This window comes from Nocardia sp. NPDC127579 (genome assembly GCF_042672005.1).
GTDB lineage: Bacteria > Actinomycetota > Actinomycetes > Mycobacteriales > Mycobacteriaceae > Nocardia.
Genome location: NZ_JBHXVZ010000011.1, coordinates 30,254 through 54,020, shown reverse-complemented (window position 1 = coordinate 54,020; position 23,767 = coordinate 30,254). Strand labels below are relative to the sequence as shown.

The following is a 23,767-nucleotide window of genomic DNA, read 5'->3' as shown; positions in this document are numbered from 1 at the left end:
CCGGCTCCGACGGGTCACCGGTGCCGGGCGCGGCCGAGTTCGGTGAACAGCACCAGCCACTGGTCCGGTCCGACGACTCCGACCGGTGCGTCGAGCGAAATACCCGCGCTCGTACAGGCCTTTCGAACGATCCGGGCGGGCCGGGCCCGGGAGAGGGAGGCGGCCAGCGAGCCGCCGATGCCGGAGAAACCGAGATCGACCAGACGGTGGTAATCGGGCAGCGAGGCCGCGGGCAGCAGCGGTTGCGGGCGCGACCGCAGGTGCAGGATCGCGGCGTCGACCCGGGGTATCGGCCGGAAGCGGGTGCGGTCGACACGCGGCCCCAGTTCCAGTGCGACAGTGGGCCACTGGGTGATCGCCAGCTTCGTCCAGCGGCCGTAGTCGCCGGTGTGCTTGCGGGCGAACTCGGCTTGCACGAGCAGGGTGGCCGAGGTCAGCTGCCCCGCGGACAGGCACCAGCGCACGATCTCGGTGGTGCCGGCGAACGGGATGTTCGCGACCACGGCGAACGGTTCGCGCGGCGCGCTGACGGTTCGGAAATCACTGTGGTAGCAGCGAATTCGACGGTCGTCGGCGTAGCGGCGGCGCAGGCGGTCGGCATAGTGCCGATCCAGCTCGTAGGCGAGTACCTGCCCGGCGACGCCGAGCAGTCTGCGGGTGAGCATGCCGTCACCGGGGCCGATCTCGACGACGAGGTCGTCTGCGCCGATCCCCGAGTGGCGGATCATCAGATCCGCGGTGCGGGTGTCGGCCAGAAAATTCTGGGACAGCTTCTTGCGGTTGTTCGAGGTGCGCGCATGCGGCGGCAGCGAACGGGACATGGGTGTCCTCCGAGAGGAGTGGTCGAATCAGGAATCCGTGATTCGCCTGGACCCACGCCGGGGCACGATGGACCGACGCAATGCCGGTCGATGATCCGATCGCCGCGGAGAACTACCGCGTGATCGGGGCACGGTGCGCCGGGCGAGCCCAGGCCACCGTGCGCAGCCGAATGTAGAACGCGCCGACCGCGCACGCCCCGTTCCCGCCTGGACTACCCATGCCGGTCAACCTACCGGTGGACGGTCGCTCGCGAAACCGATTTTCCGGGCGTTGCGTTTTGATGTCGGTTCGAGATAGCAAACTTATGGCGAACTAGCATCTGGGTAGGCCGGGGGTTTGGAGGACCCACTATGCGCACCCGACAGAACGCTCGTCATCCCGCCGCTTTCCGATGGTTGCTCCCCCTGGGGCTCGGTGCAGCACTGGTCTTCGCACCGCTGGCGCTGCCCGTCGCACACGCCGACGCCGATTACGGCGGCGGATGCGTTCTCTATGACGGCAATCGGGCGGCAACCATCGATTCGCTGCGTTTCCGCTGCAATGCGGCCCAGCAGGACGCCCTGTTCCGCGCCGCCGCACTCGGCGCGGTGCCCATGGGCGTGAAAGACGGATGGGTGATCCGCCCGATCGACATGCAGGCGTGGACGCCCGCGGTTTGGATCGGCAAGACCTTCTACACCGGACCCGACGGTGGTCGGTTGATGAACCGGATCACTGCGGCCGGTATCGAGGGCTGGCCCGCCGACGTCTTCCGCGGACCGGCGCTGCTCGACGGCGGCCCGGCCTGGGTGCTGGACTACCGTCCGTCCCCGAGCCCGCAACTGTACGACGAGATCCGGGAGATCACACCCGGTGTGTGGTTCGGCTACTCGTGGTCGCGGGATGCCGGTGGGCCGGTGCAGCTGCTGACCTTCGCGCTCGCCTGACAACTCCGTTGAAGCTGATACCCGGCTGTGCCACGCTGACAGCCGTGACCATGAGTTCTGTGCCGGAATTGACCGCTTTCCTTCGATCCGGCGGCAAGGTGAAGTACCTGAAATTCTGGGGGCACCAGCCGCAACGGGACAACAGCATCGGACCCGGCGCGCTCAGCCAGTGGTGGCCGGCCGAGTTCACGGTTGGCGACAACACGTTTCGCAGCGCCGAACACTACATGATGTGGGGCAAGGCGATGCTGTTCGACGATACCGACACCGCCGCCCGCATCCTGGCGGTGAAACATCCCAGCCAGGCCAAGTCGCTCGGCAGGAAGGTGCGTGGATTCGACGAGAATGCCTGGAGCGCAGCCCGTTTCGACATCGTCGTGACCGCGAGCGTAGCCAAGTTCGGGCAACACGAACCGCTGGCGGACTACCTGCTGCGCACCGGGGAGCGGGTGCTCGTCGAAGCCAGCCCCGTCGACCGGATCTGGGGGATCGGCCTGGCCGCGGACGACCCGCGCGCCGACGACCCCGCCCGCTGGCGCGGTTCGAACCTGCTCGGATTCGCTCTCATGGCGGCCCGCGATCAGTTGCGCGCGGCCGGCTGAGTCCGCTGCTCCAGCCGGGGCGTGCGCCTCAGTTGTCCCGCGGTGGCGCGGTGTCGAACACGGCATGCAGGACGCGTGGATCGCCCTGAAACCCGCCCGTCGCGACCGCCTCCTCGATGCCGATCGCTCCGGCGGCGAGCCCGACGACGATCTCGGGCGAGGCGACGAGAAGTGCCTCGGGCATATCGCCAGAGCGGACGAACGCGCTCGGCCCCCGCTCGTCGATCCGCACCACCATGGTGCAGCCATCCGTCTCGATGCCCAGTTCGACGGGAGTCGGCGAGGTGGTGCCGCGAAGGAGGGCGGGAAGTGCGAGGGTGAGCCAGCGCGGCTCGAAGGCGTCGTCGCCGCGGCCGGTGGCGAGCAGTGGTGCGCCCCAGCGGCCGAGCGCCTCCATGGGCTCGCGCAGTTCCGCACCCCGGGGCGTCAGGGCGAACGCGACGGCGCCGTCCCGCAGGTGGCGCTCGACGATCCCATTGGCCTCCATCGTCCGCAATCGTTCGGCCAGGAGGTTCGTCGCGATGCCGTCGAGTGAGGACTTCAGCTCGGTGTAGCGCATCGGCCCGGGGAGGAGTTCGCGCACGATGAGCAAGGTCCAGCGTTCTCCCACGATGTCCAGTGAGCGCGCGAGGGCGCAGAACTGGCCGTAGGTCTTGAGGGGCTTCGATCTTTGGTTGACTTTTTCCACCACGCTTGATTTTATCAAGCGAGAGGGTCGGCTGCCGAGAAGAGTGGGGTTCCATGGAACTGAGCATCAACTGGTTGGCCGTCGTAGTCGCGATCGTGGTCGGTATGGCCATCGCCTGGATCTGGTACAGCGACTGGGGGCTCGTGGGTAGCGCGTGGCGGGAGCTGACAGGCGTCACCAAGGAGGACTCGGCGCGAGCCGGCAAAGCGCCGTTCGCGATCCTCGTGGTGTCCATCGTCGTGACAGCGCTGGGGCTCGCCGTCGCCTGCTCGTTGGCCTCCGACTTCTTCGGCACCGACTCGATCTGGTCGGCCCTGGCGGTCGGTCTTGCCGCGTGGCTGGGGTTCTCGCTCTCCACCCTGGCGCAGCACAACGGCTTCGAGCAGAAACCTGTTCGGCTCACCGTGATCAACGGCGCTTACCAGCTGGTCCTGTTCCTCGGCATGACTGCGGCGATCGGGTTGCTCGAGTAGCGGGCGGATGCGGCATCGCACTGCGCTGGTGGCGCTGAGCAGCCGTCAGCGAGACGCGGCGGTATCGCTGTTGCCCTGCCGGTCGAGGAGTTCGGCCAGGCCGGCGGCGGCCCGGTTCTCGTGTTGTTCGGCTGCCGCGCGCCACCAGCGTTCGGCCTCTGCGACATCGCCCCGCCGCAATCGAACCACGCCGAGGTCGTAGGCGGCGCCCGCGTGCCCCGCTGCCGCGGCCTGGGCCCACAGCCCGCACGCCTCGTCCTCCTCGCCACGCCCGTACATGGCGACACCCAGGTCATACAGCGCTGTGCGCATCCCGGGATCAGGGTCCGCGAACGCCTGCCACCCACCATCACCTTGGTTCGGTGCCCAATCCTGCGGCACCACACCCGAATACAGCGACTCGACCGGCGATGCAGCCTCTGCATCATTGCGCGATCCGAACCAATCCTGCTTCGTCTCCCCACTGGCCGCATTCGCCGAGATAACCTGCCGCGCCACCTCGACCTGCCACGAGTTCACCTCGGCCACACCACCCCCGCCAACCGGCCCCGCCTCCACCGGCCGCTCGTTGCCGAACCAATCCCGCGTCGTCCGCTGATCCCCCCAGTGCCCGAGTTCCGGCCTGTCCCCACCGAATTCCGCGCCGTCCCCACCGAGTTCCGGCCTGTCGCTGTCGAGTTCGGAGCTGTCGCCCCGGAGTCGTGGCCTGTCGCTGTCGAGTTCGGGCCTGTCGCCCCGGAGTCGTGGCCTGTCGCTGTCGAGTTCGGGGCTGACGTCCCGGAGTCGTGGACCGTCGTCGCGGAGCTCCGGGCTGCCCCCGCTGAATTCTGGCCTGTTCCCGTCGGCCTCCGGCGCGGGCCCGTTCGACCCCTGTCGCGGCGTCCAAGCAGAAGCCCAATCCACCCCCGCCGGACCATCACCCGAGACGGCCCCACTCGGCGCCGCAGACGTCCCGAACTCGGGTGCGTCGCCCCACGCCAGTTCAGCGGAGAGCGCGCCCGCTCCGGTCTCCGGCGTGTGCCACGACCCCGATTCGCCAACGACCGCGGCTGGTGCGGTGTCCAGGGCATGCCCCGAAACCGGTTCGGCCCACCCCACACTCGTCCGAGCGGCTGGGGTGCCGTCCCATGCCGGTTCGGTGGGCGCCGGGCCTGATTCGGATTTCGGCGCGTGGTTCGACACCAGTTCGGCCGACGTACTCGGTGGAAGTGGTATCTCGCCCCATGTGAGCCCGGTGGACGTCGGGGCCGATTCGGTTTCCGGCGCATAGCCGGACGCCAGTTCGGTAGATGCGGTGGCTGGTCGAGTTGCCGGGGAGTCGGCCCACGGCAGTTCTGTTGACAGCGCGGTCGAGCTCGGCTCGTCCCGTCCGTGCACATCCCCGAAGTACGGCTCGGATGTCGAGAGACCATCCGACACCGCGGTAGCCGACCAATCGAGCACGCCGTGCTGCCTGGCATCCACTGCTGGAATACGTACTGGCAGCCCATTTCCCGAGGTCGGTTGCGGTTCGGTCGGCAGCGGGTCCGCCGCCTGCGGCCAGTCCGGCATGTCTTCCAACCTTGGAAGACGCTCCGGCACAGTGCTGGACCCCTGATCGCTCGACGATCCGCCGACACTCCACCTGTCACCGACCTCGCCGCCCGGGACGCTGTCGCGGCGAGGAAGCCGTCGCGGCAGTGTCCCGGGAGGCGGCGCTGCATCCGGTGTGCTGCCATCCTGCTCGTCACCGATCACAGCGCCTCGCGATGTCGGTGCACTGTCCAGTCGACGGTGTCGTTGCGGCAGTGTGTCGGACGTCAGCGCCGCTTCCTGCTCGCCGGTTCCGTGCCCGTTGGCGATCTCTGCGTCCTGCCGAGTCGACACATCGTCGAGTCGAGGAAGTCGTTGCGGGAGTGTGCCGGAAGGTCGAGCCGCCTCCCGGCTCCCGACAGCGTGCTCATCGTGCGGTGCCGCGATCGTCTCGGGCGTGGTCATCGCCGCCACCGCAGCTTGCTCCGCTGACGTCAGGGGCGACGAATCACGCTGTGTGACAGCAGCGGGGATCCGTCGAGGCAACCCGGTAGCCGAGGGCGAAGGCAGATCGAATGTCTGCGCCCAGTCTTCCGGCGGGGGAAGTCGTCCCGGCGCTGTGTCCGACCTTCGAGCGGCGTCCGCCTCCTGCATCGAATTGTCGGTCGGTGGGAGTCTTTGCGGCAGTGTGCCGTAAGTCTGTGCCGCCTCCGGCTCGCTGATGCTGTGCTCGCTCGGCCTGTCACGCCATCCCGTGAGACGGTCCGGTCGTGGGACCGGGTCGGCGATGCTGTCGGATGTTCGCTCGAACGCCGGCTCAGCGAGCTGTCTGATCGGCGCAATGTCGGGCTGGGAGAGTCGTTGCGGCAGTGTCCCCGCAGCCGGCGCGGCATCCGACGCGTCGGCATTGCGCCCGCTCGCGATTTCTGTGTCCCACCGCGCTGGCACGCTGTCCGGTCGAGGGTGCCGCTGCGGCAGTGTGCCGTAAGTCCGAGCCGCCTCCGATTCGCCGGAATTGTGCTCGCTGTCGACCTGGCTGGGGCGTCGTTGCGGGAGACCGTCCGGCTGTGGGAGTTGGTCAGGGATGCTGTCGGGTGATCGAGGGAAATCCGGCTCGGTGGCTCGGCTCGACGACATGGCCGGTGCGGTGAGCGCTGTCGGCGGTTGTTCCGCGGCGAAAGGCGTTGGATGGTGCGAATCATTCTGTGCGGCAGTCGCTGGAATTCGTCGGGGCAGGGCGGGCGGCTGCGTTCCCGATTGTTCCGGCGAAGGCACATCGCGTGAGTCCGCCGCGCGTTCCGGCTCGGGCAGACGCGTAGCTGGTGTGGCTGAGTCCGGCGCGGTGAGGTCGTGCTGGTCGAGCCATGCAGGCCTGTGCGAGGTTCGGCCGACTTCCTGGCCGCCGACGTCGGTCTGCCGAGTCGGCAGGCTATCCGGGGTCGAGAGACGCGCGGGCGGTGTGGGGGCTTCTTCGTCGAGCCATGCTGGTGCGCGAGAGGTTCGATCGGCTCGGGGGTCGTCGGCGTCCTGTCCGCTGTCTCGCCATTCTGGCAGCCTTTCCGGAACGGGAAGGCGCTCGGGTACGGGGCGGGCAGGCTGGGGGAAGTCCGGCTCGGCGGTCTGCCCCCGCGTTGCCGGGGCGTTCGATATCGGGTCGTGGGCTGCCGGTGCTGTCGTCGCGGATTGCTCGGCGGCGGTGCGAGGCGGTGAATCCTGTTGCGCGGCGGTCGCCGGAATTCGCCGGGGCAGTCCAGTGCTGGGGGCCGGTCGCTCGGGCGGCGCTTCGAGTGTGTGCGCCCAGTCTGTCGCGCTTTCCGGCACGGGAAGCCGTGGGGCGTCGGCAGCCGGAGTTTTCTCGGGCTCGCCGGGGTCCTGCCTGTTGTCGATCTGCCTGTCGCGCCACGTCGGCATGTCCGGTGGCGGCTGGATCACGCCGGGGGTGAACTCTGCTGCCGCCGGCGACTGCTCCGGAGTCGTGAGAGCGGGGGAACGGGAATCGCGGTGTGCCGCGGCCGCTGCCGGAATGCGACGGGGGAGGGCGGTGTTCGGTGTGCGCGGTTGCTCGGAGGGCGCCGCGTCCTCTGTTCGTTTCGGTGCTTCTCGCCGGGGGAGTTGTTTCGCAGGGGCGGTCTCGGGCAGGGCGGTGACCGACTGGTCGAGCCATGCGGGAGCCTCGGAATTCGAGGCCTGGATCAGCTCGGGGGCCGCGGTCGATGTCCCGGGGGTTTCCGGCACTTGGTGCGGCGGTGTGATGGCTGACGAATCATGTTGTGCTGCCACTGGTTTGCGCTGGGGCAGGGCTGAACCGGGCGTGCGCGGTGTGCCGGAAATCTGCGACCGATCGGATAATTCTGCCGCGTTCGAGGCCGTGATGGTTTGTGCGACAGCCGAGGTATCGGTGGGCATCGGAGCCTGGCTTGTCGCTGGCGCGGTGGGAGCCTTCTCCGAATCGCGGTGTGCGGCAGCCGCGGCTGGTATGCGCCGCGGGAGAGATGAGCCTTGCGTTCGCGGCTGTTCCGGTGCTGGCGTGTCGGATGTCAGCGACTGGGCCGGGTTCGGCGCCGGAGAGTGCTCCGCGCGGGTCGGTGCGGGTTCGGACAGTGAGTTGCGGTGCGTGGCAGCCGCTGCCGGTATGCGTCGCGGTAGTGCCGAGCCCGCTGTGTGCGGTTGGTCTGGAGGAGGTCCGTCCGAGACCGACGGTTGGTTCCGCGGGGCTTCGGGCCCGGGCGCGTGCTCCAGAACTGGACTCGACGCCGGGGTGGTGTCCGGTGTGCCCGACCTTCGTCCATCGAGTCGGGCTCGGTCGTGTTGAGGCGCGTCGAGCGGTGCCGGATCATGTTGTCCGTCGTGCAGGGCTGAGCTGTGTTGTTCGCCGAGCGGAGCCGAGCCGTGTTGTTGCGCGTCGAATGCTGGGTCGTGGGGTTTTCCGTCGAGTCGTGCTGGGCGGTGATGTTGTGCGCTCGGCTGGGCTGGATCCTGGTTCTGCGGACTCGGCTGGGCTGGATCCTGGTTCTGCGGACTCGGCTGGGCTGGATCCTGGTTCTGCGGACTCGGCTGGGCTGGATCCTGGTTCTGCGCGCTCGGCCGGGCTGGATCGTGTTGTGGCGCATCGAGTCCCGGATCGTGGTGTTGCGCGCCGAGCCGGCCCGGACCGTGCGGTGCGGCGTTGATCGCATCCGGCGTGCTCGACGGTTTCGCACGTGTGGCAGGTGAATCCTGGTGTGCGGGGGTCGCTGCGGGAGTGCGCTGGGGTAGTGCGGCCCCTGGGGTTCGTGGCTGTTCCGGGGCTGCTGTGTCCGGGATCGGTGGTCGGTCGTGTTCCGGGGGAGCGATGGCTGTCTGGGTGATCTCCGCAGCGTTGGTGGCCGACGGCTCCGGCCAGGCAGGTGCCGGGGGAGGTTCGGCGGCTGCCGCGGGGAGGCGGCGCGGTAGACCGGCGTGCGGTTCGGGTGCGAGCGGTTCCGGGAGTAGGTCCGGCGTGGATCCCCGAACCGGCACCTGGTCCGGCGGCTGCATCGGCGTGGTCTGGAATTGATCCGCCGAGTCGGTGGCTGCCGGTGCCTGGAAGCGGGGTTGTGCCGGTGCCTGGGGTTCCGATCGCTGGGGGAATGCCGGTCCTTCGGGCGCGGGGCCGGTCCGGAACGGGTCAGCGGACTGGAAGCGCGAGGGCGGTGCGGCGATCGGTCCACCGAACGGAGCCGGCGAATGCGTCGAATCCTGCGGTGTGACACTCGGTTCCTGGGCCGCTGGTGCCCGGAATCGTTGCGGTTCGACCGGCTCGGCAGGATGGCTCGGCACGCCGGTTCCGGGAAGGGGCTGGCCGGCGGTTTCGAACCATTGCTGCGACACCGGGATCGCGGCTTCGGTGACCTGACCGCCGCGCGCGGGGGCGGCCGGGGCATCGGCGGGGAACCAGCTGCGCCCGCCCGGGGCGGCCGTGGTGTCGACGCCGATGACGAGGTTGGCGAAGTTCGGTGGACCTTCGCCGACGCTGCACCACAGGGCCTTTCGCCCGTCGGCGGATTCTTCGATGACGATGCCGTAGTTGCCGGTCCAGGATTTCTGGGCGCCGGTCGCGTCGACCCACACCGGTGTCAGGCTGAGCATGGCCTGCGGGCCGGTGGGAGTGAGCTGGAAGGTGACGCCGCCGGCCAGCACATCGCCCCACACGTCGACGCCGCCGAGCTGACGGCCGTCGATGTCGATGTATCCCTCGGAGACGGACAGGCCGATGCCGCACCCGCGCAGCCCGGGCGGGGCGGCGGCCGAGATGGTGTGCATGGTGAGCGTGGTGGTGGCGGGCCCGAATTTTTCCGAGTACATCGGGTAGACGAGGCTGCCGTGCCACCGGATGGGGTCGGCGGAGTTGTAGCGAGCGCCTAGTGGTAGCTGGTCGGCCGAATTCTGTCCAGGCAGGTGCGAATACGGCTCGTACATCGGTAGCGCTCCGCCTTTCCGCGATGTTGGTCGCCCATGTCGGCGGCCTATACCGTACTCGCTGTCCGACGACTCGCCGATGGGTACCGGCGAGTCGCCGGGAGATCGCGGAAATCAGACGTGTTCGCTTGTTCGGGAAGGCAATTCAGATCCGGACATTTATGTGTAACCGACGGTTACACATAAACTGCTGGAAGCGAAAGGAGGGGGGAAGGGCACCGAGCTGGTGCGTGATTCACTCACCATACCCGGTGCCCCCCGACAGCGCACTCCGAGGGTCACACGCCGACGGCCTCCTCCATTTCCTCCTCGGCCGCCGATTCCGCCTCCGGCGACTCCGCGCGCTCGTGCCGCGCCGCGACAACCAGTAGTGCCAACCCCGCGACCAGCCATAGCAGCAGACTCGCGACCCGCCCGCCGAATCCGGCCCCGCCGTCGAAATAGAGCAGACTGCGCGCTCCCTCGACGAACCCCGCCCCGTTCCAGAACGAGTGCAGCGCACCGAAGAACCCGTTCTGCAACTCGGGCCGGTAGATCCCGCCGGAGGTGGTGAAGTTGAGCATCACGAACAGCACCATCAGCACCAGTGTGGTCCACCGCTTCAGGAAGGTGTGTAGCCCGATGCCCACGAGCACGATGCCCGCCGAATACAGCCACGACATGGCCCAGATCCCCACATGGGCGTGATCGATGACGCCGAACACCGGCCCGGCCACGGCGATTCCGATGACGCTGACCACCAGTGAGGTGGCCACGCCGATCAGCGCGCGCACCCGCATGCGCAGCCCGGCACCCGCCGCGCCGATCGCCGCGACGCTGGCATAGGAGCCGACGCTGAGCGCGACGAGCAGGAAGAAGATGCCCTGTCCGGTGGGATCGCCAGGCGCGGTCGGCGCGATGTCGGTCACGGTCAGTGGCACGCCCTGTTGTCCGGCGACCTGTTCGAAGACCAGTTCGACCGCCATCGCCGTGGTGTCCGAATTCCCCTTGGCGACAAGCAGTTCCGGATGATACGTATCCGGCACGTAGGCGCCCGCCAGCTCGCGTGCGCGCAGCTGCTCGAGTGCGGCATCGCGGTCGGCCAGCGTCACCACCTCGAGCCCGTCGCCGGCCTTGTCCTTCAAAGTTTGCGCCAGCACCATCTGCTGCGGGGCGTTGCCGACCACGGCCACCTGGAGGTGGTTCGGTTCGGGCTGGTGGAACGCGCCGAGGTAGGCGAAGGCCATGCCCAGGCACATGAGCAGTGGGGTGATGAGGTGCGCGGCGACATGCCGCAGCTGTGCTGGCGAGGTCTGCATGGACGACTCCAATGGTTGGTAAATGCAACTATCCAATTAGTTGTATCATACAACTATGTCGCACGAGTCGCCACGGGGGTCCGCGATCCAGTCCATTCAGCGCGAACTCACCGCGTTCGCGCGCCGCGCGCGCGGCCGCGCCGCCGAACTGCATCCGGATCTGACGCTGGTCGCGGCCAGCATCCTGGACCTGCTGATCGAGCGCGACGGCTGCCAGGCCAGTGAACTCGCCGAACATTTCCTGCTCGACAAGTCGACCGTGAGCAGGCAGGTCGCGGCCTTGGAGCGGGAGGGCTACCTCACCCGCGAGGTCGATCCCGCGAATCGCCGCAATCTGCGATTGCACGCGACCGCGGCGGGCCGCCGGGTGGCGGGCGAGGCGGAGGCCGCGCGCCGGACCGCGTTCACCGCGCGCTTCCAGGACTGGTCCGATGCCGACCTCGCCCGCCTGGCCGAATATCTGGTGCGCTACAACGCCATTCCCTGATCGAAAACCCCTCTCTACCAACCAAGCACTTGCTACGCTTCGCCGATGATCCCCACTGTGGTATGGGGCACCGGCAATATGGGCCGGGCGGCCATCCGCGCCGTCGATGCCCATCCGGAGCTCGAACTGGCTGGTGTACTGGTACACAACCCCGACAAGGTGGGCCGCGACGCGGGCATTCTCGCCGGGCTCGACTACGAATTGGGGGTCGCGGCCACCGACGACGTCGACGCGGTACTTGCCGCGGGTCCGCGCGCCGTCGTCTACGCCGCTTCCGGCGACATTCGCCCGGACGACGCGCTGACCGACATCGTCAAGGCCGTCCGCGCGGGTGCGGCGGTCGTCACCCCCGCGCTCTACGCGCTCTACGACCCGGCCAACGCACCGGCGGAACTGCGTCGGCCGGTGCTGGACGCGATCGAGGCCGGCGGTGGTTCGCTGTTCGTCTCCGGCGTCGACCCGGGCTGGGGCAACGACGTGCTGCCGCTGCTGATCAGCGGGCTGGCCGGCACTGTGGACGTGGTCCGCTGCCAGGAGATCTTCGACTACACCACCTACGACCAGCCCGATTCGGTGCGCTGGCTGGTCGGCATGGGCCAGCCGATGGACTACGAGCCGCCGATGCTGGCCCCGACCGTGCCGACCATGGTGTGGGGCGGGCAGGTGCGGCTGTTGGCCCGCGGACTCGGCGTGGAACTCGACGAGATCCGCGAGACCGTGGACCGTCGCGCGCTCGAGGCGACCGTGACCACGGAGCTGATGGGCGATTTCGAGGCCGGAACCCAGGGCGCGATCCGATTCGAGGTGCAGGGCATCGTCGACGGAGCGCCGCGCATCGTCATCGAGCACGTCACCCGCATCCACCCGGATTGCGCCCGGGACTGGCCGTTGCCTCCGGACGGAGTCGGCGCGCACCGCGTGATCATCGAGGGCCGCCCGCGGATCGAAGTCAGCATCGAGGCCAGCGATGAGGGCGGAAATCGCTCGGCGGGCGGAAATGCCACGGCCGCCGGGCGATTGGTGAACGCCATCGGCTGGCTCAGCGCGGCCGAACCCGGCCTCTACGACGCACTCGACGTGCCGCTGACTCCAGCGGTCGGCAAACTCGGAAGGAAGAACCCGTGATCATCGACGTACCCGAGGGCAAGGACCCGATCGGCTTCGTATGGGGTGAAATGGTGCCGGGCATCGGCATTCCCGCCTCCGGCTTCTCGCTGTCGGTCTACGAGCACTCCACGCTCGGCCTGCGCGAATTCGAGGCCGCCCGGTTGCGGATCGCCCAGATCAACGGCTGCGTCTTCTGTCTGGACTGGCGCACCGAACGAGACGGGCAGAAGGTCGAGGAGGCCTTCGCCGATGCCGTCACCGACTGGAAGACCACCGAGCTGTTCGACGAACGCACCCGGCTGGCCGCCGAATACGCCGAGCGCTACGCCATCGACCACCACAATCTCGACGACGAGTTCTGGCAGCGCATGTTCGCTCATTACACCCAGGCCGAGGTGGTGGAACTGTCCATGAGCATCGGCTCCTGGCTGGCCTTCGGCCGGCTCAACCACGTGCTCGGCCTCGACGCGGCCTGCGTCCTGCCGGGACACTGAGCGCACACCGGCCGCTGCCCGGTCGAGGGCAGCGGCCGGCGTGGGCTCAGACCTCGACCGGCGGTTCGGCGACCGTGCGCTTGGGGCCGGTGAACCAGCGCCGCGCCGAGACGAACCACCAGATACCGATGGCGCCCACCACGGCCGCCAGGGTCAGCGGCGCGTAATTGACCACCGTCCAGGTGAATTCGCTGTGCCAGGGATACCCGCGATCGTCGGTGGGCAGAATGAACAGCACGCTGATCGCCGCGATCCACACCAGCGCGACGACACCGATCGGCCGGTACCAGCGGCCGAGTTGCCAAGGCCCGGTGCGGAATCGGCTGCCGTGCACCTGCCGCAGCAGAATCGGAATGCCGTAGGCGATATACAGGCCGATGGTGGCGACCGAGGTCGCCGCCGCGTAGGCGACGGGCGCTTTCTCCGCCGGCACCAGCATGGACGGAATCAGCAGCAGGAACGCGAAGAAGGAAATGAACAGCACCGCGTTCACCGGAACCCTGCGCGCCGACAGTTTCGACCACAGCGCCGAACCCGGCACCGCGCCGTCCCGGGCGAACGCGAACAGCATGCGCGAGGCCGAGGTGACCGAGGCGTAACCGCAGAACAATTGGGCGACTGCGGCGATGATCAGCAGCGTTGCGGACCAGAAGGAATTCAGTGAATTCTCCAGGATGTAGATCACCGGGTAACCGCTGTTCTTCGCCGGGTCCAGCGCGTCGTCCAGATTCGGGATGGCGAAGGTGACCGCCATGATCAGCAGGTATCCGGCCACCGCCGACACGATGACGGTGTTCACGATGCCCTTGGCCGCCATTCGGGCGGCATTGTGGGTTTCCTCGCTCATATGCGCGGACGCGTCGTAGCCGGTGAAGGTGTACTGCGCGTGCAGCAGGCCGAGCAGGAAACTGAAGGCGACACCGCCGAAGCCGACCGCGCTGTTGTCGACGGTTTCGGTGAAGACGAATCCGATGCTCTGATGGTTCTCCGCGCCGATGCCGAGCACCAGCACGAATATCGCGACACCGGCTACGTGCCACCAGGCCGACACATTGTTGACGACCGCCGACAGATGCGGGCCGATCGCGTTCGATACCGCGTGCAACACCAGGATGACGGCGAAGACGCCGAAGATGGCGGTGCGGTCGGTGCCGATCTCGATGCCGATCACATTCAGCACCGAGGTGGTGAATATGGCCGCGCCGTAATCGATGGCGGCGGTGACCGCGATCTGCCCGATCAGATTGAACCACCCGGTGAACCAGCCCCAGACCGGCCCGCCGAGTTCGGACGCCCACCAGTACAGGCCGCCTGATGTCGGATAGGCCGAGGCCAATTCGGCCATCGCCAAGCCGACGAACAGCACCATCACCGAAACCAGCGGCCAGCCCCAGGCCATGGTGATCGGGCCGCCGTTGGCCAGGCCGATTCCGTAACTGGCCAGGCCGCCGGTCAGGATCGAGACAATGGTGAAACTGATCGCGAAATTCGAGAATCCGGACCAGGAGCGGGCCAGTTCCTGTTTATAACCCAATTCCGCGAGCCGTCGTTCGTCATCGGTTGTACTCATGCGTGCTCCCACAGCGAAAACGCTGCCCTCACACAGCGTTTGCAGAAGATCAGTGTGCGCCCAACCCGGATTCGACGCAGGACAAGTCGCGAAACTCGCCGGATGCTGGTGCGGTCGCGACCGCGCGCGGGCCGTAGCGTGGCCGGTATGACTGAGCGATTGGTGATCGTCGGCGCGGATGCCACGGGTATGTCGGCGGCGTCGCAGGCCCGCAGGCAGCGTACGCCGGGCGAACTGGAGATCGTGGTCTTCGAACGCGGCCGGTTCACCTCGTATTCGGCATGCGGCATTCCGTACTGGGTCGCCGGGGATGTGGGTGACCGCGACGATCTGATCGCCCGCACGCCCGAGGAGCACCGTGCCCGCGATATCGATCTGCGATTGCGCACCGAGGTCGTCGAGCTCGATGTCGAGGGCCGCCGGGTGCGGGTCCGCGCCGCCGACGGTGTCGAATCCTGGTGCGGATACGACAAACTCGTCCTCGCGACCGGCGCCCGGCCGATCCGGCCCGACCTGCCCGGCATCGACGCGCCGGGCGTGCACGGCGTGCAGACCCTCGAGGACGGGCAGGCGCTGATCGAGACGCTGGAGCACACGACCGGGCGGCGCGCGGTGGTGATCGGCGCGGGCTATATCGGTGTCGAGATGGCCGAGGCGCTGATCAAACGCGGCTACGCGGTGACCATGGTCAATCGTGGCGCCGAGCCGATGGCCACGCTGGACCCGGACATGGGCGCGCTGATCCGGGAAGCCATGCGCGGCATGGATATCGAGGTCGTCGGGAATGCCGAGGTCACCGAGATCCGCACCGACGCCACGGGCCGCGCGTGCGCCGTGCTGACCGCCACGGCGGAATACCCGGCCGATGTCGTGGTCCTCGGCATCGGCGTGCGCCCGGAGACGACGCTGGCCGAGGCCGCGGGACTCCCGCTCGGCGCGCACGGCGGCCTGCTGACCGATCTGGCCATGCGGGTCGCCGGCCACGACGACATCTGGGCCGGCGGTGACTGCGTGGAGGTGCTGGATCTGGTCTCGGGCAGCCGCGTGCACGTCGCGCTCGGCACACACGCCAACAAGCACGGTCAGATCATCGGCGCCAATATCGGCGGCGGCTACGCCACCTTCCCGGGAATCGTCGGCACCGCGGTGAGCAAGGTCTGTGAGCTCGAGGTCGCGCGTACCGGCTTGCGGGACAAGGACGCGCGCGCCGCGGGCCTGCAAGCCGTCAGCGTCACCGTCGAGTCGACCAGCCGGGCGGGCTACTACCCGAACCCCGCGCCGATGACGGTGAAGATGCTGGCCGAACGCCGCACCGGGCGGCTGCTCGGTACGCAGATCGTGGGACGCGAAGGCGCCGCCAAACGTGTCGACATCGCCGCCGTCGCGCTCACCGCGCGCATGACCGTCGATCAGATGACCGCCCTGGATCTCGGCTACGCCCCACCGTTCTCTCCGGTCTGGGACCCGGTCCTGATCGCCGCCCGCAAGGCAGCCGCCGCCGTCGAACGTGACCGCTGACCGCTCAGTCCCGCGGCGGCTCCAGCAGAGCGGTCTGATCGAACATCGCGGCGGTGTCGCGGGCCGAGGGCGTCCCCGCGTCCGGATCGGCGCCCGCCGCGAGTAGCAGGCGCACGATCTCCTTGTCGCCCTTGAAGACCGCGCCGGACAGCGGGGTCTGACCGCTGTCGTTGAGCTGGTTCGCGTCGGCGCCGCGCCGCAGCAGCACCGCGACGGCGTCGCGGTGGCCGTGGTAGGCGGCGAGCATGAGCAGGCCGTCACCGCGGTCGTTGGTGAGCGAGGTGGGCACCCCGGCATCCAGGTAGGCGGCGAGGGCATCGGCGTCGCCGGTGCGTGCCAAGTCGAAGATCTTGCCCGCCAGTTCGATCACCTTGTCGTCATCAGCGCTCATCCGTCTATTCCAGCACGGCGGGCGCGCGGGCCCGGTCAGCGCGCGCGGGAGCGCTCCACGCCGACGCAGTGCAGGCTGAACCGCCGGTACTGGGCGGACGTGCGCCAGGACTGCCGGGTGACCTGGGCGGGGGAGTCGTGCCCGAATTCGCGGAGCAAGGTGACCGCGAGTTGTCCGGCGGCTGCGGCGGATTCGGGGCCCGGCCGGAATTCACGGGTCCAGGCGCCGTATTCGTCGGTGTCGAATCCGCGGGCGCGTAGCGTGTCGGCGTCGGGAGTGTCGGTGGATACCAGAATGATCAGCTCGTCGCGAGCTTGCAGGAGCTGCACGCATGCGCCGCGCGCGCTCGGATCCGCGGCCTCGAGGCTGATCACGACGCTGTCGGCGGGCATGCGGTGCGTTTCGTCGCTGAGCGTCAGCATGCCGAAATGGATATCGCGCAAGGTCATCTCGAGTGCTTCGGACAGTTCGTCCCAGCTGTGCACGAGCCGCCCGCCGAAGTAGCAGCCGTTCAGACTGGGATGATCGTTCTCGCCGATCCAGGTGTAGGGCACCTCCCCGAGCCCCTCACCGTATTCCCAGCTGCGGTAATCCCAGCCCTCCCAGGCGTGGGTGGCGAACACCCGGACGAACAGCTCACCGCGGCGGTTGATCTCGAGCTGCCTGGTGGTGATCTCGCCGCGCCAGCGGACGAAGGCGTCGTTGTTGCCGCCGTGCAGCGAGGGTTCGCCCCAGACCTCGGTCGCGACCGCGAGGTAGTCGCGGAACCGTTCGGGCGCGATGGTGGCGGCGCACAGATACAGCTGCATCATCTCCGAATCGCCGCCGTGGCGCCGATCCCAGTTCTCGGTGAGGTAGGCGCCGCGCACCACCCCGGGTACCGCGGCCGTCTCACAGCGGGGCAGCGACTCGCGCGATACCGCCCACCCGAGACCTTCGCAGACACCGACGACCTCGGAATGGCTCCAGTCGCCGAAATCGGCCGCTCCCAAATCCGTGAGCAGCGTGCGCAATTCGTTCGGTCCCAACCCCGTCATGGGTCCGCACGTTACCCCGGGGTACCGACAGGGCCCGGCGCACCGATCAGGCCGCCGGGCCGCTCGTCGGCGAAACCACCTGTGCCCGCGCCACACTCGCCGCGAGCGGAACTGCCGGGCAGCCGTCCAGAGTCGCCGCGGCCAGCTCCGCCACCACATCCCCGACTTCGCCGCGCGAGCGGAACGCGTTGCGCTGCCGGATCGCGCCGTTGCCACGTTCGAGCACCGTCGCGAGCGTTTCTATGACGAAGGCGCGGTCGCCGAGTTCGTCGAGGGCGGGGGAGATGTAGTCGAGGAGTTCCCACAGCCGGGCGCGGGCGGTGAGTACGCGGCCGTCCGGGGCGAGCGCCTCGCCGTCGAGCCCGGTCCGCGCCGCCTTCCAGTACGCCGCCCGCAGCACGTCGGCGGCCACCGGCGGCGCGATCATGCCCTGCGCCAGCAACATTCGCGCCTGCAGCACCGTCGCGCGGACCAGCGCGGCCAGCAGCGCCGTCTCCTCGACGGTGGCGGGCACATCGCTGATCCGGATCTCCACGGTCGGCCAGCGCACCGACGGCCGGACATCCCAGTAGACCATCCCCTCGTCCAGCACGATCCCGCTGGCCAGCATCATCGCCACCGTGTGGTCGTAGTCCTCGGCGGAGCGGAAGTACGGCGGCGGGCCCGCGCTGGGCCAGCGCCGCCACAGAATGCTGCGCCAGCTCGCATAGCCGGTCTCGACGCCACGATAGAACGCCGAATTCGCGGTCAGGGCCAGGAAGAGCGGCAGCCACGGCCGCAGGAAATTGCTGACCTGAACGGCGGTCTCGCGATCGGGCACCGCGACGTGCACGTGGCTGCCGCACAGACCCTGCTCCTGGGCGAGCATGCCGAAACCGTCGGCGATGCGCCGATAGCGCGGTGTATCGGTGACCGGGAACCGGGCCGGAACGGTCGGCGGGATCGCCACCGCGAGCAACCGGGCTCCGTTGCGCTCGGCACAGGTGGCCGCGCCGCGGCGCAACCGGCGCAACTGGTCGAGCAGATCGGTGGTGCGGGTGTGTACGTCGGTGCTGGTCTCCACCTGACAGCGGGTGAGTTCGAGTTGCAGGTCGATGCCTGATTCCATGGCCGTACGCGCGACCGCCTCGTTCTTCGCCGTGGGCGCGCCTGTCTCCGGGTCGGCGAGCAGGAACTCCTCTTCGACCCCGACAGTCGACGAGACCCCGTCCATATATCGAGATTACGCCGTCGGCACTGCTGGGCGCGCGGGTTCGGCGAGCGTGGACCCGCTGCGGCGACGTATCGGATACCGGTGGATCGGGTGCTGTGCGCGGGCGGTCAATCCGTGCCGCGCTCCCGCCGACGTGCGAGACTGGCGGCGTGAGCGGGCTCAGGGAGACTTTCGAGGGCGGCAAACCAGGCGATACACCGGATCGCGGTCAGGTCATCGGCCGCGGTGTCGTATGGCTGGCCAAGTGGGCGCTGTGCGTGGTGGCGATCGCGGCCGGCGTCTGGGTGCTCGGATATGTCCTGGCCAAGCTGTGGGTGGTGGTGCTGCCGGTGCTGCTGGCCATTGTGGTGGCGACGGTACTGTGGCCGCCTGCGGGCTGGCTGATGAAGAAGGGCTGGCCGCCCGCCGCGGCGGCCTCGGTCTCGCTGCTCGGTTTCGTCGGCGTGCTGGCCGGGGTGATCGCGCTGATCGTGCCGACCGTGGTGGATCAGTCGCCGGATCTGGCCGACAAGGCGACCGACGGCATCGATCGGATCCGGAACTGGATGCAGGGTCCGCCGCTGCGCATCCGCGACGAGCAGCTCGACTCCGCGGTCGAGGCGGTCACCAGCCGGTTGAAGTCGAGCGCCGAGCAGATCGCGACCGGGGTGTTCTCCGGGGTCACCACTGCCACCTCGGTGCTGGTGACCTTGTTCCTGGTGCTGGTGCTGGCGTTCTTCTTCGTCAAGGACGGTCCGCGCTTCCTGCCGTGGCTGCACCAGGTTACGGGCAGCCGCTGCGGTACCCACCTGGAGCAGGTGCTGGCGCGCGTCTGGATCACCCTGGGCGGGTTCATTCGCACCCAGGCCCTGGTCAGCCTGATCGATGCCGTGTTCATCGGCGCGGGCCTGGTGATTCTGGGTGTGCCGCTGGCGGCGGTGCTGGCCGTGCTCACCTTCCTCGGCGGCTTCATCCCGATCGTGGGCGCGTTCGTGGCGGGCGCGCTGGCCGTGTTGGTCGCCCTGGTCGCCAATGGCGTCACCACGGCGCTGATCGTGCTGGCGATCATCCTGGCCGTGCAGCAGCTGGAAGGCAATGTGCTGCAACCGGTTCTGCAGTCGCGGAGTATGAAGCTGCATGCGGTGATCGTGCTGCTCGCGGTGACGGCGGGTGGCTCACTGTACGGAATCGTCGGCGCTTTCCTGGCGGTGCCGGTCGCCGCCGTCGCCGCGGTGGTCATCCGGTATGTCGGCGAGCAGATCGATCTGGCGACCGGCGTGCGCACCGTGCCCGACGAGCCCGAGGACGACGACAGCGCGCCCGAGCCCACCGGCTAGCCGAGGTAGCGGGCGCTGAACCGGCGCAGGATCTCCATCGGCACCGTGATCGTCTCCCGGTGCCCGAGCTCGGTCAGGGAGTCGGCCTCGGCGGGATCGAAATAGCCCGCGTGCCGGTAGATCTCGATGCGCAGCGCGAGTCCGTCGCCGTCCAGTTCGGGATGGAACTGGGTGGCGTAGATGTGCTCGCGCACCCGCACCATCTGTACCGGGCAGCCCGCGGAACCGCCGAGCAGCACGGCGTCCGGCGGCACTTCCTGGCAGGCTTCCTTGTGCCCGACGAACGCGCGGAAGGCGCGGGGCAGGTCGTGCAGTAGCGGGTCCCGCGTTGCCGCGTCGGTCAATTCGATGGTCTGTGCTCCCGGCCCCTCGCTGTAGCGTTCGGTGCCGACCTTTCCGCCGAGCACATCGGCCAGCAGGCCCAGCCCATAGCAGGCGCCGAGGTAGGGCAGGTCCCGGCGCACGATCTCGGCGACCAGTTCGCGCAGTTTGGGCTCGAATATCCGCTGGTAGTCGTATTTTTCGGTCTCCGCGCTGCTGACATTGCTCGGCCCGCCCCCCACGATGACCGCCGCGTAGTCGTCGAGGTCGAGTTCGGGGAACTCCTGATCCATCCGAACCCGCACCACCTGTTCGGGTGCCAGCGCGCCGGCCCGCAGGATGGCGCGGAATTCGTCGTCGGCGGCGGCGTGCTCGGGCCGTAACTGCAACAGTAAACAGGGTTTCGCCATGGCACCGATTGTGAGAGATCATGCCCGCGCATTTGGTGAGGACGGCGATATGTCCGTGTTTCACACGTGGGCGTCCGGGTGCGGTCCGGGTGCGGCGGGATGGACCTGTTCGATCCGGTCCCGGGTGCGGTACATGGTCCAGTAGAGCTCGGCGAGATCGTCCGGATCCGCTACCGGAAGGTCGGAATCGAACGTGGCGGAGGCGGATTCGGCGATCTCGCTGCGGCCGATGTATGCGGCCACGGCCAGTGTGCCGACGTAGACGCCGGATTCGGCGACCTCGTCGTGCAGCGAATAGACGTAGTTGCGCGCAGCGGCCATGATCGGGCCGACGCCGCTGAGCCCGGGGAGCGGCTCGACGGCCGAATAGCCGTGGGTCAGCAGGAACGCGCCGTCGCCGCGGGCGGTCCATTCCGGGAGCAGGGCACGCACCAGTTCGATCGGTGTGAGCAGCAGGAGCGGGATCAGCCGCTGGAGCGTCGCGGCGGTGAGTTCAGCTGCGGGGGTGAAGGTTTGGCTCCCGTCCACCGGGCCGTACTCGACGACGTCGACGCGTCCGAACCGCGCGCGGATGGCCGCGAGCAGCGGTGTGACCGCCGTGGGGTCGCCGAGATCGGCGGGGAACGCGGCGGCGTCGATCCCTTCGGCGGTGAGCCGCCGCGCGAGTACTTCGAGCCGGTCGCCGCGTCGTGCGATCAACGCGACCCGGAACCCCTCGCGTCCGAACCGCCGGGCGACCGATTCGCCCAGCCCGGTGCCCGCTCCGCAGACCGCGATAACTTTCGCCATGATTTTCCCCATTTCCCGCTTCCGGTGTGCAGGGCCAGGATGGAGCATCGGAAGAGTCGGTACAAAAGGCACATTCATGTCCGTGCCGGAGGGAAATGTGCGCTATGGAGTTCAACCCGCGGACCTCCCGCATCGGGCCGTGTGCCGGAATACCCGCCGAGCGAATGGATTCCATTCGCCGGGTGCTGGGTCGCGTCGGCGACAAGTGGAGTCTGCTGGTGATCGCGGTGCTGGAGAACGGTCCGCTGCGCTACAGCGACCTCCAGGCCGGGGTGGCCGGTATCTCCCAGCGCATGCTGACGCTGACCCTGCGCCAGCTGCATCAGGACGGGTTGGTGAGCCGCACCTCCTATCCGGAGGTGCCGCCCCGGGTGGAGTACGCGCTGACCCCGCTGGGTGAGGGGCTGCTCGATATCGTTGCCGCACTGGTCGATTGGGCGGCGGACAATCACGAAGAGCTGGACCGCAACCGGGCGCGGCAGGACTCCCTACCCGGGGCCGGGTAGGGAGTCCGCGGGTCTACTCCGCCACCGCCGCGGCGATTCGGCCGTAGTCGAGTTTGACGAGCTGATCCGCGCGATCGAAGTACCGGTCGTCGTGGGTGATGACGATGACCGTCTTGCCGCGATCCTTCAGGTCGGTGAGTATGTCGCGGTAGAAGATCTCCCGGAACTTCGGGTCCTGATCGGCTGCCCACTCGTCGAAGACATAGATCGCCCGATCCTCGAGCAGCGCGGTGAGCAAGGCGAGGCGCTTGCGCTGGCCCTGCGAGAGGTCCAGCGTGGACAGGCGGCCGTTCTCGACGGTCACCTTGTGCGACAGCTGTAGCTGGTCGAGGTAGCTGCGGACCGCGCCGTCGAGGTCGGGCCGGTCGAAACCGAGGTAGTCCTCGAACAGGTGGAAGTCGGTGAACACCGCCGAGGAGTTCTGCCGGAACCACTCGATGTTCTCGTGGTCGATCGGCTCGCCGTTCAGCGACAGCGTGCCCGTACGCGGAACATAGAGGCCGGTCACGATTTTGGCGAGTGTCGACTTGCCGCTGCCGTTGCCGCCGACGACGAAACTGATCTGGCCGGGTTCGAAGACCAGATCCAGCGGGCCGAGGCGGAAGCCCTCCTCGCCCTCGGGACCGGGCAGGGGAGCCATCGGCATCGGCCGGCCGTCGGCGCCGCCGTGGTGCACATGCTTGTGCCCGTTGACGTCCGGGCCGCCCGGCCCGCGCGGCGGTGGGGCGTGCGGCGGTCGCTGCCCACGGCCCGGCGGCGGTCCGCCGGGCCGTCCGGCGCCCGGGCCGCCCGGCGGCGGGAACGGCGGCGGCACCTCGGCGCGGTAGCTGTAGCCGATGCCGGTCAGCTCGAGCCGCGCCGACTCGACGGCCGGTCGATCGGTGTACGGCAGCCGCGCCTCGTCGTGCAGCGTTTCCATCGACAGGTTCATGGTGCGGATCTTCGCGAGCGCCACATCGCCGCGCAGCAGATCCGGCAGCCGGTGCATGAAGTTCTGCATCGGCATCGAGAGGAACGTCGTCACCAGCACGTAGGCGACCATCACATCGTGCGGCACGTCCAGCGCCGAGGCGATGACGAACAGGATCAGCGCCATCGTCCCCAGTTGGAGGATCTGGCCGATGCCTTGCGCGACCGCGAATTTCGAGCCCGCGTCCACATTCTGGTCGCGCAGCGCGCCGGACGCGCCGAGCAGCTGACGGTCCATGAAGTCCCGGCGCCGGCCGCGGTGCAGTTTGAGTTCCTTGATGCCCAGTGTCACCGCCTGGAACGAACGCAGCAGCGCGTCCTCGTTCTCCCGTGCCGCCTGGTAGATCCGCCGCACCCGTTTCAGGAAGGTCTCCACGCACGCGATGCCGAGCAGGGTGCCCGCGATGGTGATCGCGAAGATCGGGCCGGACACCACGGCGAGGAAGACGAACGATCCGATGATGGTGGCGACGTCGATGCAGATGCTCGGAATCGCGGTGACCGCCTGTGACAGCGAGCGCACGTCCTCGGTGAGCGTGGCCATCAGCCGGTGCATGCCGAGTCGCTCGAGGTGCTCCAGCGGCGCGGAGACGATGCTCGAGCTCAGGTCGGCGCGCAGCCGGTAGATGGCGTCCTGGGCCAGGCGCAGCAGCAGGATCTGCGAGAGTACGCCACTGATCAGGATGACCAGCGCGGTGAGCGCGAAGGCCTGCACCGTGACCCCCGGCTGTGGTTCCGGCGCCACCACGCCGCGGATCAGGGTCAGCAGGTAGGTGTTGGCCGCGCCGCAGACGAGGCCCGCGACCACCACGGTCGCGATCCGCACCCGCGAGATCGTGAGCAGGAATCTGATCAGTTGCATTGCTACTGTGCTTCTTTCG

The 23,767-nt window shown here is 68.5% G+C and carries 21 protein-coding genes; 9 read left to right on the top strand and 12 right to left on the bottom strand.

Annotated features, from left to right (window positions below; translation table 11 throughout):
* Positions 1 to 14: 14 nt before the first annotated feature.
* Complete coding sequence (gene erm, locus ACFVMC_RS29905) at positions 15 to 821, bottom strand: 23S ribosomal RNA methyltransferase Erm (protein WP_379215800.1); 807 nt, start codon at positions 819 to 821, stop codon at positions 15 to 17.
* Positions 822 to 1,172: 351 nt separating this feature from the next.
* Between erm and ACFVMC_RS29900 the strand changes: the two genes are divergently transcribed.
* Positions 1,173 to 1,748, top strand: a complete 576-nt coding sequence (locus ACFVMC_RS29900; RefSeq protein WP_379215798.1) for a hypothetical protein — start codon at positions 1,173 to 1,175, stop codon at positions 1,746 to 1,748.
* A gap of 50 nt (positions 1,749 to 1,798) precedes the next feature.
* Complete coding sequence (locus ACFVMC_RS29895; RefSeq protein WP_379216084.1) at positions 1,799 to 2,350, top strand: NADAR family protein; 552 nt, start codon at positions 1,799 to 1,801, stop codon at positions 2,348 to 2,350.
* A gap of 28 nt (positions 2,351 to 2,378) precedes the next feature.
* On the opposite strand, the gene ACFVMC_RS29890 is transcribed toward ACFVMC_RS29895, so the two are convergent.
* Positions 2,379 to 3,038, bottom strand: coding sequence for a winged helix-turn-helix transcriptional regulator (locus ACFVMC_RS29890; protein WP_379215796.1), 660 nt, complete (start codon positions 3,036 to 3,038; stop codon positions 2,379 to 2,381).
* Positions 3,039 to 3,091: 53 nt separating this feature from the next.
* Here ACFVMC_RS29890 and ACFVMC_RS29885 point away from each other — a divergent pair, with 53 nt between their 5' ends.
* The gene (locus tag ACFVMC_RS29885) at positions 3,092 to 3,511 is read left to right on the top strand and encodes a DUF1761 domain-containing protein (protein ID WP_379215794.1); all 420 of its coding nucleotides are present in this window, start codon (positions 3,092 to 3,094) and stop codon (positions 3,509 to 3,511) included.
* Between the two features lie 45 nt (positions 3,512 to 3,556).
* On the opposite strand, the gene ACFVMC_RS29880 is transcribed toward ACFVMC_RS29885, so the two are convergent.
* The 3 genes from ACFVMC_RS29880 to ACFVMC_RS29870 all read right to left on the bottom strand — a co-directional run bounded on the left by ACFVMC_RS29880 (position 3,557) and on the right by ACFVMC_RS29870 (position 10,758).
* Complete coding sequence (locus ACFVMC_RS29880; RefSeq protein WP_379215793.1) at positions 3,557 to 3,823, bottom strand: hypothetical protein; 267 nt, start codon at positions 3,821 to 3,823, stop codon at positions 3,557 to 3,559.
* 203 nt (positions 3,824 to 4,026) lie between these two features.
* Positions 4,027 to 4,428, bottom strand: a complete 402-nt coding sequence (locus ACFVMC_RS29875; RefSeq protein ID WP_379216082.1) for a hypothetical protein — start codon at positions 4,426 to 4,428, stop codon at positions 4,027 to 4,029.
* A gap of 5,310 nt (positions 4,429 to 9,738) precedes the next feature.
* Positions 9,739 to 10,758, bottom strand: a complete 1,020-nt coding sequence (locus ACFVMC_RS29870) for a hypothetical protein (RefSeq protein ID WP_379215791.1) — start codon at positions 10,756 to 10,758, stop codon at positions 9,739 to 9,741.
* 55 nt (positions 10,759 to 10,813) lie between these two features.
* Between ACFVMC_RS29870 and ACFVMC_RS29865 the strand changes: the two genes are divergently transcribed.
* From ACFVMC_RS29865 to ACFVMC_RS29855, 3 genes are read left to right on the top strand one after another with little or no spacing between them, the layout of a single operon-like run.
* Complete coding sequence (locus ACFVMC_RS29865; protein WP_379215789.1) at positions 10,814 to 11,245, top strand: MarR family winged helix-turn-helix transcriptional regulator; 432 nt, start codon at positions 10,814 to 10,816, stop codon at positions 11,243 to 11,245.
* Between the two features lie 45 nt (positions 11,246 to 11,290).
* Positions 11,291 to 12,370, top strand: coding sequence for a dihydrodipicolinate reductase (locus ACFVMC_RS29860; protein WP_379215787.1), 1,080 nt, complete (start codon positions 11,291 to 11,293; stop codon positions 12,368 to 12,370).
* Positions 12,367 to 12,846 carry a carboxymuconolactone decarboxylase family protein gene (locus tag ACFVMC_RS29855; protein ID WP_379215785.1) on the top strand — a complete coding sequence of 160 codons (480 nt, stop codon included), beginning with the start codon at positions 12,367 to 12,369 and terminating at the stop codon, positions 12,844 to 12,846. The genes ACFVMC_RS29860 and ACFVMC_RS29855 overlap by 4 nt, the downstream gene beginning before the upstream one ends.
* A 46-nt stretch (positions 12,847 to 12,892) precedes the next feature.
* On the opposite strand, the gene ACFVMC_RS29850 is transcribed toward ACFVMC_RS29855, so the two are convergent.
* The gene (locus tag ACFVMC_RS29850; RefSeq protein WP_379215783.1) at positions 12,893 to 14,416 is read right to left on the bottom strand and encodes an amino acid permease; all 1,524 of its coding nucleotides are present in this window, start codon (positions 14,414 to 14,416) and stop codon (positions 12,893 to 12,895) included.
* Between the two features lie 147 nt (positions 14,417 to 14,563).
* Between ACFVMC_RS29850 and ACFVMC_RS29845 the strand changes: the two genes are divergently transcribed.
* Positions 14,564 to 15,934: an FAD-dependent oxidoreductase gene (locus ACFVMC_RS29845; protein WP_379215781.1), complete on the top strand. Its 1,371-nt coding sequence runs from the start codon at positions 14,564 to 14,566 to the stop codon at positions 15,932 to 15,934.
* 4 nt (positions 15,935 to 15,938) lie between these two features.
* Here the strand turns inward: ACFVMC_RS29845 and ACFVMC_RS29840 are convergent, their stop codons facing one another.
* From ACFVMC_RS29840 to ACFVMC_RS29830, 3 genes are read right to left on the bottom strand one after another with little or no spacing between them, the layout of a single operon-like run.
* Complete coding sequence (locus ACFVMC_RS29840) at positions 15,939 to 16,325, bottom strand: ankyrin repeat domain-containing protein (RefSeq protein WP_379215779.1); 387 nt, start codon at positions 16,323 to 16,325, stop codon at positions 15,939 to 15,941.
* A 35-nt stretch (positions 16,326 to 16,360) separates the two neighbouring features.
* Positions 16,361 to 17,362, bottom strand: a complete 1,002-nt coding sequence (locus tag ACFVMC_RS29835) for a hypothetical protein (RefSeq protein ID WP_379215777.1) — start codon at positions 17,360 to 17,362, stop codon at positions 16,361 to 16,363.
* A 46-nt stretch (positions 17,363 to 17,408) separates the two neighbouring features.
* Positions 17,409 to 18,575 (bottom strand): glutamate--cysteine ligase, encoded by a 1,167-nt coding sequence (locus ACFVMC_RS29830; protein ID WP_379215775.1) that lies wholly within the window; start codon positions 18,573 to 18,575, stop codon positions 17,409 to 17,411.
* 149 nt (positions 18,576 to 18,724) lie between these two features.
* On the opposite strand from ACFVMC_RS29830, the gene ACFVMC_RS29825 reads away from it, so the two are divergent.
* A complete protein-coding gene (locus ACFVMC_RS29825; RefSeq protein ID WP_379215773.1) occupies positions 18,725 to 19,891 on the top strand; it encodes an AI-2E family transporter in 1,167 nt (388 codons plus the stop codon).
* Here ACFVMC_RS29825 and ACFVMC_RS29820 read toward each other — a convergent pair.
* Positions 19,888 to 20,622 carry a glutamine amidotransferase gene (locus tag ACFVMC_RS29820; protein WP_379215771.1) on the bottom strand — a complete coding sequence of 245 codons (735 nt, stop codon included), beginning with the start codon at positions 20,620 to 20,622 and terminating at the stop codon, positions 19,888 to 19,890. The two genes, ACFVMC_RS29825 and ACFVMC_RS29820, sit on opposite strands and share 4 nt — an antisense overlap.
* Positions 20,623 to 20,682: 60 nt before the next feature.
* Positions 20,683 to 21,411 (bottom strand): SDR family NAD(P)-dependent oxidoreductase, encoded by a 729-nt coding sequence (locus ACFVMC_RS29815; RefSeq protein ID WP_379215770.1) that lies wholly within the window; start codon positions 21,409 to 21,411, stop codon positions 20,683 to 20,685.
* Between the two features lie 164 nt (positions 21,412 to 21,575).
* Here ACFVMC_RS29815 and ACFVMC_RS29810 point away from each other — a divergent pair, with 164 nt between their 5' ends.
* Positions 21,576 to 21,917 (top strand): winged helix-turn-helix transcriptional regulator, encoded by a 342-nt coding sequence (locus ACFVMC_RS29810; protein WP_379215768.1) that lies wholly within the window; start codon positions 21,576 to 21,578, stop codon positions 21,915 to 21,917.
* A gap of 13 nt (positions 21,918 to 21,930) precedes the next feature.
* On the opposite strand, the gene ACFVMC_RS29805 is transcribed toward ACFVMC_RS29810, so the two are convergent.
* A complete protein-coding gene (locus tag ACFVMC_RS29805; protein WP_379215767.1) occupies positions 21,931 to 23,748 on the bottom strand; it encodes an ATP-binding cassette domain-containing protein in 1,818 nt (605 codons plus the stop codon).
* Positions 23,749 to 23,767: the final 19 nt, after the last annotated feature.